11 protein-coding genes are annotated in these 10,328 nt (G+C 74.3%); 5 read left to right on the top strand and 6 right to left on the bottom strand.

The annotated features are described in order from the left end of the window. Positions 1–33: 33 nt before the first annotated feature. Both ABZ923_RS39745 and ABZ923_RS39740 read right to left on the bottom strand, forming a co-directional pair. Complete coding sequence (locus ABZ923_RS39745) at positions 34–534, bottom strand: peptidylprolyl isomerase (RefSeq protein WP_361482774.1); 501 nt, start codon at positions 532–534, stop codon at positions 34–36. Between the two features lie 115 nt (positions 535–649). Then, positions 650–1,723: an NAD(+)/NADH kinase gene (locus ABZ923_RS39740; protein ID WP_361482772.1), complete on the bottom strand. Its 1,074-nt coding sequence runs from the start codon at positions 1,721–1,723 to the stop codon at positions 650–652. Between the two features lie 270 nt (positions 1,724–1,993). Here ABZ923_RS39740 and ABZ923_RS39735 point away from each other — a divergent pair, with 270 nt between their 5' ends. Continuing rightward, the gene (locus ABZ923_RS39735; protein ID WP_361482770.1) at positions 1,994–2,659 is read left to right on the top strand and encodes a DUF4232 domain-containing protein; all 666 of its coding nucleotides are present in this window, start codon (positions 1,994–1,996) and stop codon (positions 2,657–2,659) included. 24 nt (positions 2,660–2,683) lie between these two features. Here ABZ923_RS39735 and ABZ923_RS39730 read toward each other — a convergent pair whose 3' ends face one another. Continuing rightward, complete coding sequence (locus ABZ923_RS39730) at positions 2,684–3,544, bottom strand: alpha/beta fold hydrolase (protein ID WP_361482768.1); 861 nt, start codon at positions 3,542–3,544, stop codon at positions 2,684–2,686. 97 nt (positions 3,545–3,641) lie between these two features. Between ABZ923_RS39730 and ABZ923_RS39725 the strand changes: the two genes are divergently transcribed. Next, positions 3,642–4,061: a helix-turn-helix domain-containing protein gene (locus ABZ923_RS39725; protein ID WP_361482765.1), complete on the top strand. Its 420-nt coding sequence runs from the start codon at positions 3,642–3,644 to the stop codon at positions 4,059–4,061. Positions 4,062–4,200: 139 nt separating this feature from the next. After that, positions 4,201–5,967, top strand: a complete 1,767-nt coding sequence (locus ABZ923_RS39720; RefSeq protein WP_361482762.1) for a sigma-70 family RNA polymerase sigma factor — start codon at positions 4,201–4,203, stop codon at positions 5,965–5,967. On the opposite strand, the gene ABZ923_RS39715 is transcribed toward ABZ923_RS39720, so the two are convergent. Continuing rightward, complete coding sequence (locus tag ABZ923_RS39715; protein WP_361482759.1) at positions 5,962–6,699, bottom strand: helix-turn-helix transcriptional regulator; 738 nt, start codon at positions 6,697–6,699, stop codon at positions 5,962–5,964. The genes ABZ923_RS39720 and ABZ923_RS39715 overlap by 6 nt on opposite strands. A gap of 54 nt (positions 6,700–6,753) precedes the next feature. On the opposite strand from ABZ923_RS39715, the gene ABZ923_RS39710 reads away from it, so the two are divergent. Further along, positions 6,754–7,953, top strand: a complete 1,200-nt coding sequence (locus tag ABZ923_RS39710; protein WP_361482756.1) for an MFS transporter — start codon at positions 6,754–6,756, stop codon at positions 7,951–7,953. Here ABZ923_RS39710 and ABZ923_RS39705 read toward each other — a convergent pair. Both ABZ923_RS39705 and ABZ923_RS39700 read right to left on the bottom strand, forming a co-directional pair. Then, positions 7,920–8,795 (bottom strand): CAP domain-containing protein, encoded by an 876-nt coding sequence (locus ABZ923_RS39705; protein WP_361482753.1) that lies wholly within the window; start codon positions 8,793–8,795, stop codon positions 7,920–7,922. The genes ABZ923_RS39710 and ABZ923_RS39705 overlap by 34 nt on opposite strands. A 433-nt stretch (positions 8,796–9,228) precedes the next feature. After that, positions 9,229–9,423 (bottom strand): DUF2795 domain-containing protein, encoded by a 195-nt coding sequence (locus ABZ923_RS39700; RefSeq protein ID WP_361482750.1) that lies wholly within the window; start codon positions 9,421–9,423, stop codon positions 9,229–9,231. Positions 9,424–9,776: 353 nt separating this feature from the next. Between ABZ923_RS39700 and ABZ923_RS39695 the strand changes: the two genes are divergently transcribed. Beyond that, positions 9,777–10,094, top strand: a complete 318-nt coding sequence (locus ABZ923_RS39695; RefSeq protein ID WP_361482747.1) for a DUF2795 domain-containing protein — start codon at positions 9,777–9,779, stop codon at positions 10,092–10,094. Positions 10,095–10,328 lie beyond the last annotated feature (234 nt).

Raw genomic sequence — 10,328 nt, 5'->3', positions numbered from 1 at the left:
CCCGGTCGACCGGTGCCGCCCCGGCGGTGTGCGTCAGCCGAGAACCTTGGCGGACTCGATGACCACGGGCTCCGTCGGGACGTCCTGGTGGCCGCCCCGGCTGCCCGTCTTGACGCCCTTGATGGAGTCGACGACGTCCTGGCCCTCGGTGACCTTGCCGAACACGGCGTAGCCCCAGCCGGTCGGGGTCTTCGCCGAGTAATTGAGGAAGGCGTTGTCCGAAACGTTGATGAAGAACTGCGCCGTCGCGGAGTGCGGGTCGTTCGTCCGCGCCATCGCCAGGGTGTAGTTGTTGTTCTTCAGCCCGTTGTCGGCCTCATTCTGGATCGGCGCCTGGGTGGGCTTCTGGGACATGTCCGGGGTGAAACCGCCGCCCTGGATCATAAAGCCGTTAATTACCCGGTGGAAAATCGTGCCGTCGTAGTGGCCGCTGCGCACGTACGACAGGAAGTTCTCGACGGTCTTCGGCGCCTCGGCGTCGTTGAGTTCCACCACGATCCGGCCGAAGTTGGTGTTCAGCTCGACGGTCGACATCAAAAATCTCCTTAATCCGGTGGGGCTTGCCCACGCCTACGCTACGGAATATACGACCACACGGCACACGCACCGTGTCGCAGCGCCCCGTGCTCCGAACGGCCATCCGGGTGTGTCAGGGCAGCGGGGGAGTCTCTCCGGGCGCCGGGGGCAGGGCCAGGTGGGCGAGGTCGCCCGGCGGCGGCGTGGTCACCGGCCACAGCGGAGGGGCCTCCCCGTCGGCCAGCGCGGCCGGAGCGTCGGTGAGGTGCATGCGTTCGCGCAGCCGGCCGTAGAAGTCCGTCGGGCCGAGCCGTACCGCCTTCAGCCGGCGCGGCGCGGCGTACACGCCGATCCAGTCGCCGGGGCTCAGCACTCCGCGCAGCTGCCCGTCGATGCTGACCGCGGCCTGCCCCGACCGTTCCAGCACGCGCAGTGCGATGGGCTCGTCCGGCGCGGCCACCACCGCGCGGTTGAACACCATGTGCGGGGCGACCGGCGTGAACACCAGGGCCTCCGCGCGGGGCGAGACCACCGGACCGCCCGCGGCGAAGCTGTACGCCGTCGAGCCCGTGGGCGTGGCCACCAGCAGCGCGTCGGCCGAGTAGTAGGCCAGCAGCCGGCCCGCCAGATAGACCCCGACCGACACCTGCCGGTCCCGGGCCAGCTTCTCCAGGACCACGTCGTTCAGCGCGGTGACGTTCAGGGCGACCCCCCAGTCGCCGCCCGCCTCGCACTCCGTGCGCACCCGCGGCGGGGGCAGCATCGGCCCGCGGCCGTACCGCAGCAGGGCCTCCATGTGCGGGGGCACCTCCAGCCGGCACGACGCCCGCAGGGTGAGCAGCATCCGGCGTTCGACACCGATCCGTTCCTCCCGTACGGCGTCCAGCGCGTCCCGCACCTCCGTGGCGGGCACCTCCGTGAGGAAGCCGACCCGGCCGAGGTCCACGCCGAGCACCAGGGCGTCGTTCTCCGCCGCCAGCCGGGCCCCGCGCAGGAACGTGCCGTCGCCGCCCAGCGTGACGATGAGATCCGGGTCGCCCGCGCTGTCGACCTCCTCGCGAGCGCTGTGCCGGGCGCCCTCCTGCCAGACGTCGATGTCCCGGCACCCCACCGCGTGCTCGGCGCACCACGCGCGCACGGTCCGCGCGGCGGCCACCGCCTCGGCGCGCCCGCCGTGCACGACCAGGCCGACACGGTTCACCGTCATACCCGCACACCCGCCTCCCGGTCGGCTCCGTACCGAGCGCCATCCTTGCCGTGGACGCCATCCTCGCCGCGGACCACGCCGGCCCCGGGCGCGCCACGCCGCCCGGTGGCCACCGCGCGGCCTTCCGTGCACCTCCGGCCCTGGATTGTCACCGGCGTGTCACAACGGCCGGGCCGGGGAACCCGGGGCCCCGGCACCCCCTCTGAGCCGGTGAGCACCGGCGCCCTGCCGGTCGCTCCGACCACACACCACGGACAACCGGGGGATCCCATGCACCACCGACACACCAGCCGCGTCACCGTGGCGGCCCTGGCCGCCGTCGGCGCCACCCTGTCGCTGACGGCCTTCCAGCCGGCGAGCGGCACGGCAACGGGTACGGCCCCGGCGCCGAAGGCCCCCGCCGCCACCGTGGCGGCCGCGGCGACTGCCGGGTCGGCCGAGGCCGCCGCGCCCGTCCACGTCTCCCTGGTCGCCCACACCACCTCCCGTGCCACGCCGGCCTGCGCGGCCAAGGCGCTGAAGGTGTCGGCGTACCAGTCCGCCGTCCGGCCGCGGGGCACGGGCACCGGGGCCGCGGTCGTCCAGTTCAAGAACGTCTCCTCGGCGGCGTGCGTGCTGCGCGGGCACCCGACGGTGGCCGGGGCGGGCAACGGCTCGCCGCAGCGGTCCGTCCCGCTGAAGGTGACCCCCAAGGGCAAAGCGTCCACCGTGCGCCTCGCACCGGGCGGCAAGGCGTGGCTGAAGCTGACCTTCGTCCAGGTGCAGGGCGAGGCGGACGGTTACTGCGTCTCCGGCGCGACCCCGTCCGTGTTCCCGACCATGGTGATCGGCCTGCCGAAGGCGGGCAAGCACCAGGTCGCCCTGGACGACGGCTGGCTCGCCGAGTGCGACGACAAGGTCACCGCGACGGCGGTGTCGAAGGTGAAGCCCGCCTGACCCTTCCGCGCCGGGGACGCGGGGTCAGTCCCGGTCCCCGGCGAGGAACGGTTCCAGGAGCTCCAGCAGCGCCTCCGGGCGGTCCAGCGGGACGATGTGGCCACAGTCCGGGATCAACCGGCCGGTCAACCGGTCGGCGTACGGGCGCAGTTGGCGTTCCAGTGCGCGGCCGGCCGGGTGGGCGCCGATCGTGAGCGCGGGCACGGTGAGGCGGGCGCCGGCCACCGCCTCCCGGATCTGGCGGACGGTGACCGGCAGGGCCCGGTACGGCCCGAACGCGGCCCGCAGCGCCTCGCTCCCGCGGTAGGCGCGGACGAACTCCGCCCGCACGTCGGGCCGTACGCCCCGGCCGAGGGTACCGCGCTCCAGGAACCAGCCGACGTACGCGCCCTCCTGTCCCGCGAGCACGGTCTCCGCGAGGCCGGGTTCGGCGTGGAAGCCGAACCACCAGGGCGGCCCGCCCGCCAGGAACTCCTCGGCGCCCGGGAGGTCGCCCAGCAGCGACTCCATCAGCACCAGCCGCCGTACCCGCCCGGGCCGCCGCACGGCCAGCAGGAACGCGGGCGGGGCGCCGAGGTCGATGCCGACCACGGCGGCCGGGCCGGCGTCGAGCGCCTCCAGCAGGGCCTCGGCGTCGGCGGCGAGCGTCCCGGCGTCGTACCCGCCGGCCGGCCGGTCGCTGTCGCCGAAGCCCCGCAGGTCCGGGGCGATCACCCGGTGACGGCGGGCCAGCGGGCCGATGACCTCGGTCCACAGCCGCCAGGTGTGCGGGAAGCCGTGCAGCAGCAGGACGGCCGGCCCGCGGCCGGCCGTGGCGACGTTGAGCCCGACGCCGTTGACGGTGACCCGGCGCAGCCGCACGCCGGGGACGGAGAGGACGGTCATGAGCGATCCCTTGGGTAACCGATGGTGACAAGGGAACGCTAGGTAACTAGTCTGCGCGTCACCAGACCGCACTTTCCCGTGAGTTGGTGAGCTTCGGGTGACCTCCCAGGCCAAGGACGACCCCGCCGTGCGCGGCGACCTGTTCGACCCCGCGTGCCCGACACGCCGGCTGCTGGACCGGATCGGCACGAAGTGGACGTCGATGGCGGTGAAGGTGCTCGCGGAGGCGGACCCGCACGAGGTGCGCTTCGCCGAGCTGCTGCGCCGGATGCCCGGCGTCTCCCACAAGATGCTGTCCGTGACCCTGCGGAGCCTCGTCCGGGACGGACTGGTGGCCCGCCGGGTGGAGCCCTCCGTACCGCCCGGCGTGCACTACCGGCTCACCCCGCTCGGCCGGTCGCTCGACACCGTCCTGGCCGCCGTCCGGGACTGGGCCGAGGAACACATGGCCGAGGTGGACCGCGCCAACGAGCTGAGCCGGGGTCAGGAGGACCGGCCGGGATCCGCCGGGATGTGACCTTGTTCCTTGCGGCCCCCGCCCCACTGCTGTGAGTCTCCCGTCGAACGATTTTCCGAAGAACTGTTATCGGCACCGCACCCGGCGGTCTCCCAGGTAACGGACAGCATCGTTCGGCGTCGAGGACAGGGAAGTTCTGATGAGGACACAGCACACGGTGGACACGGCGGCACTGGTGACCGCCGCCCGAGCGGGGGACCCGGCGGCCCAGGACGCCTTGGTCAGCGCCTGGCTGCCGCTGGTCTACAACATCGTGGGCCGCGCCCTGAACGGTTCCGTCGACGTCGACGACGTGGTCCAGGAGACCATGCTCCGGGCCCTCGGCTCGCTCGGCGACCTGCGCAGCCCCGAGAGCTTCCGCTCCTGGCTCGTGGCCATCGCCATGAACCGGGTCCGGGCCCACTGGCAGGACCGGCGGCTCGCCCCGGACGCCGTGGAGGAGACCGCCGACGTCGCCGATCCCGGCGCCGACTTCGTGGACCTGACCATCGTCCGCCTCCAGCTGTCCGGCCAGCGCCAGGAGACCGCGCGCGCCACCCGCTGGCTGGAGCCGGACGACCGCGAGGTGCTGTCGCTGTGGTGGCTGGAGTGCGCCGGCGAGCTGACCCGGCCCGAGGTCGCCGCGGCCCTCGGGGTGTCGCCGCAGCACACCGCGGTACGGGTGCAGCGGATGAAGGCGCGGCTGGAGGCGGCCCGGGTGGTGGTGCGGGCGCTCGACACCCGGCCCGCCTGCACGGAGCTGCAGGGGGTGCTGGCCGCCTGGGACGGCCTGCCCTCCGCCCTGTGGCGCAAGCGAATAGCCCGGCACGCCCGCGAGTGCGCGCGCTGCGGCGGCCTGTGGAGCGGCCTGCTGCCCGCCGAGGGCCTGCTGGCCGGGCTGGCCCTGGTCGCGGTGTCGTCGGCGCTGCTCGCGACGACCCGGTCCGCCGTGACCGGCATGACCGCGACCGGTTCCGCCGCACCCGTGCCGGCCCACGCCGAAGCCGCCCACCCGGCCGCGGACGCCGGTACCGGCGGACCGGCCGGGCAAGCCTTCGGATCCGGGCCGGGCGCCCCCGGCGCCGACCGGGGTGCCGTCGTCTCCGATCGGGAGGCTGCCGGAGCGGACCACGGCTCCGGCGACCCGGTCGGGCTCCGCGCCTCCCGCCGTCGTGCGACCGGCCGCGGTGAGGCGCGGCGACGGCGGCGGGTACGGCGCCGGGCGGTCGGCGGTGCCGTCGTGGCGGCCTGTGTGGCGGGCGGCGGCCTCTGGTACTTCGGCACCGACTCCGGACGACCGCGGACCGGCGAGGCGACCGCCGTGCGGACCGCCGGCGCTCCCGCCGTGGACCTCGCGGAGCCCAGCGCCGCCGCCACCTCGGCGTCGCCCTCGCCGTCCGCGTCGCCGTCCCCGTCGCACACCAGGAAGCCGAGCCCCTCCAAGAGCCCCCGGCCCCAGCGGAGGACCAGCACGCCGAAGGCCGCGCCGGCCGCGCCCACGCCCCCGCCCGCCTCCCGGACCCCGCAGGCCCAGCCGGCGCCCGCGGGCACCGTGGCGCAGGTGGTCGCGCTGGTGAACAAGGAGCGGGCGACCGCCGGGTGCGGCCCGGTCACCGAGGACCCGCAACTCGACAAGGCCGCCCAGGGCCACTCCGACGACATGGCAGCGCGCAACTTCTTCGACCACACCAACCCGGACGGCGCGGGCCCCGGCGAGCGCATCACCGCGGCCGACTACCGCTGGTCCACCTACGGCGAGAACATCGCCAGGGGCCAGCAGACCCCGCAGGCCGTGATGGACTCCTGGATGAACAGCCCGGGCCACCGCGCGAACATCCTCAACTGCTCGTTCAAGAACATCGGCGTGGGCGTCCACGACGGCTCCGGCGGCCCGTGGTGGACCCAGGCCTTCGGCGCCAAGCTATGAGCCGCTGCCCGGCGTGTGCCCGAAGGCGCGGCGGAAGACGTCGATGAACGCGCTGGCCGAGGACCAGCCGCAGCGGTGCGCCACCGTGGTCACCGGCGTCCCCTCGGCCAGCAGGACCAGCGCGTGGTGCAGCCGCAGCTGGGTGCGCCACTGCGGGAACGTCATCCCGAGGTCCCGGCGGAACAGCCGGGACAGGGTACGGTCGCTCGCCCCGACCTGACGGCCCAGCTCCGCCAGCGTGCGGCCGTCGGCGGGATCGGCGCGCAGGATGTCGCACAGCGCCCGCAGCACCGGCGAGCCGGGCGTCGGCAGGTGCAGCGGCTGCTGGGGCGAGGCGCGCAGCTGGTCCAGCAACACCGCGCGCAGCCGCGCCCGTTCGGGGCTGCCGTCCTGGGGGCCGCGGGTGTGGGCGACGATCAGTTCGCGCAGCAGCGGACCGACGGCGAGCACGGTCGGCGTGGCCAGGCCGAGCGGGTTCTCGCTCGCGGGCAGTCCCACCAGGTGCAGTTCGAGCGCGCCGTGCGCCCGGTGGGCGTGCACGGTGCCGGCCGGCACCCACAGGGCACGGGTGGCCGGGGCGACCCAGGAACCCGCGTCGGTGGTCACGGTCAGCACGCCCCGGCCCGCGTAGGCGATCTGGTGGTCGTCGTGCCGGTGGGGGGTTATCGCCGCGCCGGACGCGAGCCACTGGGTGCGGGTGGGGGCCACCGGGTCATGGCGGATCTCCGTCATCACCTGACAGATTATCGAAAGCGCGACAGCCCGGCGGGGCCGGAGCATGACCGGGTGCGAAGCAAAGCATCGATCACCCTGCTGTCCGTCGGGCACGCCTGCGTCGACGTCTACCAGGGAGCCGTGGCGTCCCTGATCCCGTTCCTCGTCGCCGAGCGCGCCTACGGCTACGCCGCCGCCTCGGGCGTCGTCCTGGCCGCCTCCCTGCTGTCCTCGGTGGCGCAACCGCTGTTCGGCGCGCTCACCGACCGCCGGCCCGTGCCCTGGCTGCTGCCGGCCAGCACGCTCCTGGCCGGCCTGGGCATCGCGCTGAGCGGCACCGGCGACTCGTACGCGCTGACACTGCTGTGCGTGGCGGTGTCCGGGGCCGGCGTGGCCGCCTACCATCCCGAGTCCGCCCGGGTCGCCCGGCTGGCCGGCGAGGGCAGCCACAGCGCCATGGGCTGGTTCTCGCTGGGCGGCAATGCCGGCTTCGCCCTGGCCCCGCTGCTGGTCACGGCCGTCGTGGGCACCGGCGGGCTGCGCTGGACCCCGCTGCTGGTGCTGCCGGCGCTCGTCGGCGCGGCCCTGAACCTGACCGTGCTGCGCGCACCGGAGCGGCGGCGGCACCTCACCGGCACGGCTCCGGCAACCGGCACCGACGACCGGGCGTCCTTCCTGAAGCTGTCCCTGGCCGTGGTGTGCCGCTCGGTCGTCTTCACCGGCCTGAGCAGCTTCCTGTCCCTGTACGCGGCGCAGCGCGTGGGCGGCGGTACGGCGGCCGGTACGGCAGCGCTGTTCGTGCTCTACCTGGGCGGTGCGGTCGGTTCCGTGCTCGGCGGCCGGCTCGCCGGGCGCTGGGAGCGGGTGACGGTGTGCCGCTGGTCGTACCTGCTGTCGGTCGCGGCGGTCGCCGGCGTCGTGTTCGTCCCGGGCCCCGCCCTGTACCTGTGCGTGGCCCTGACCTCCGCCGGGCTGTACGTGCCCTTCTCCCTCCAGGTCACCCTGGGCCAGGACTACCTGCCCACCCGGGTCGGCACCGCCGGCGGCGTCACCCTCGGCCTGACCGTCAGCGTCGGCGGACTGGCGAGCCCGCTCATCGGCCGGGTGGCCGACGCGACGTCCCTGCGGACCGCCCTGGCCCCGCTGGTCCTGATGCCGGCGCTCAGCTGGCTGCTGTTCCGCGCCCTGCCCGAACCGGCGGGTCCCGGCGGCCGGGCCGAGGCGCCGGCCGCCGCCGCTCAGCGGGCCGTGCCGAAGTCCTGGGTCCAGTAGCTGCCGGGCTGGGCGAGACCGACACCGATCTCCTTGAAGCCGCAGTTCAGGATGTTGGCCCGGTGGCCCGGGCTGGACATCCAGCCCGCCATGACCTGCTCGGCCGTGCCGTACCCGTAGGCGACGTTCTCGCCGTAGCTGCTCCAGGAGTAGCCGGCGCGCGTGATGCGGTCACCGGGGGAGGAGCCGTCGGATCCGGTGTGCGACATGTTCTGGTGGGCCGCCATGTCCGCGCTGTGCGCCTGCGCGGCCTTGGTCAGCACCGGGTTCAGGGTCAGCGCCTGGCAACCGGCCTTGCCCCGCTCGGCGTTCACCAGCCGCAGGATCTCGGCGGTGACCCCGGACGCGGTGGCCGACGGCTTCGGGGTGCTCGGCGCGGCGGGGGCCGCGGACGCGGAAGCGGTGGCCCGGGGGGTGCCGGGCGCCGTGGGGGTGCCGGGTGCCGTGGGGGTGCCGGGTGCCGTGGTCTGCCAGGACCTGTGGACCGTGACCTTCTTCTTCGCGTGCTTCACGTGCTTCTTCGCGTGCTTCTTCACGTGCTTCGCGTGCGGACGCACGGTCACGCGGACACTCGGCCGGCCGGTCGGTGATGCCGTGGCCGAGGGCGCGGGCGGCACGGTGGCCAGGGGCGCGCCGGTGGCCTCGGCGTTGCTCGGGTAATGCCCCGGCGCGGACTGCCACTGCGCCGCGGGTGCGGTCGTCGCGACGGTCTGCGCCTGGCCGTCCGGGCCGTACGGCCACTCGGTGCAGGCCAGGGCGACGGACGGCACGCCCACGGCTCCGACGGCGGCGACAGCGATGACTATTCGCCGGTAGTGCTTCGTTTTGCGGTGCTGGCCCATACGTCAACCTCACTCGGTGATCGCCGAGCGCTCATTGTCGGGATGGGTGCACAGCAGGCGTCAAAGAGGCGTTTTACTATCTCGCTTAGTAGAGTCGCACGCCCCTTGTCAGACGTGCCGGGAGATGCCGACTTCGCGACCGCGATGTTTGCGCAAAGCTGGTGGGCCGTCATAAACGCGCTCGTGCCGAAGGATGGGGTCCGGTGCCGGGTGGTGGGTGTGCCGTACCGCGGAGCGCGGCTCGCGTCCACGGCAAGACGGACAAATCTCATATGTCACCGGAGTGGCATCTACTATCGGTCCCGCTTAGTCGCCGACTCGGCTGTGAGGGATGTCACCAATCGTCGGGCAGGAGGGCTGCCGGGGGGTCCCTGCGTGGTGCGGCGACCGAAGCCCGAAGGCCCGGCCGCCGCACACCCGTGTCCGGTCGCCGTCACTCGTTCCGGAAGACGGCCTTGCTGACCTCGGCGGGGTTCTGGAACTCCTTCTTCCCGAGGTGGGAGATCCGCTCGGTGACCTCCTTGGGCGCGTGGTTCTTCTCGGCGACCTTCCGAAGCTGATCGGAACTGGCCGGGTACTCCGCGCCGGACAGGGCTTTCTGCAGATCAGGTGGGGTGATACCCGCCATGGCTCCTCCAGGCGGTGAGTTGGTTCAGGATCATCGGGCCGGCGCCGCATGCTGCGCCGGACTGGTCAGGTACCCCTCCCGCGGAAGCGGATTCAGGAATTCCGCCCCGTGGTGGGTCCCGGGACGCACGGGTACTCGGGGCATCGGACACGAGGCGCGCGACGCGCGCGAGACGACCCGAGAGGCTCCGATGACCGAGAACACCCCCTCCCAGGCCGAGGGCGAACCGGAGGAGGCCGCCCCCGAGGAGCAGCAGCCGCCCCGCACCACCCCGTCCCCAGGCGGAAGGCACCGACCCCGCCGACGAGGAGGCGGACGGCGACGCCGCCGAGGACGACGCGTAAGGAAGTGGAATGAGCACGGCACACCCGAGCGTCCCCGAGGTGCTGGGCGCGCTGAAGGACGTGACCTACCCGGCCGACAAGGACCGCCTGATCGCGGCCGCCCGGCAGGCGGGGGCCTCCGAGGAGGTCGTCGAGGCCCTGCGCGGCATGCCCGTCGGGGAGTACGGCGGGCGTGCGGACGTGGCCCGCTCGGTCCGCGCGGACCCGGACTCCGGCCGCTCCGCCGCACGACGGGCGCAGCGGGCCCGGCGCGGCGGCAGGCCGGGCTTCGCCCAGCACCTGCGGGAGGAGCCGAAGACCCCGATCCACGAGGAGTTCGACCGCTGACCGGCCGCACCGGCCCGCCTTGACGGCCCCCGGGGCCCGACCTAGCGTGAACCGGGCACGTCTGGACAGGTTGGGCAGGTGGCTTCGGCGATGACGCACGACCCCCTCGGCGGCGGGGGGGGGGGGGGGCCCCCCCGCCGGGGGGGGGGGGGGGGGGGGGGGGTGGGGGGGGGGGGGGGGCCGGGGACCCCCCGGGGCGGGTGGTGGGGGGGGGTGGGGGGGGAGGGGGGGCGG

It is taken from the genome of Streptomyces sp. NPDC046881 (genome assembly GCF_040645015.1).
Classification (GTDB): Bacteria; Actinomycetota; Actinomycetes; order Streptomycetales; family Streptomycetaceae; genus Streptomyces.
Note: the sequence above shows the minus strand (reverse complement) of the source record. Positions and strands in the feature narration are given on the sequence as shown.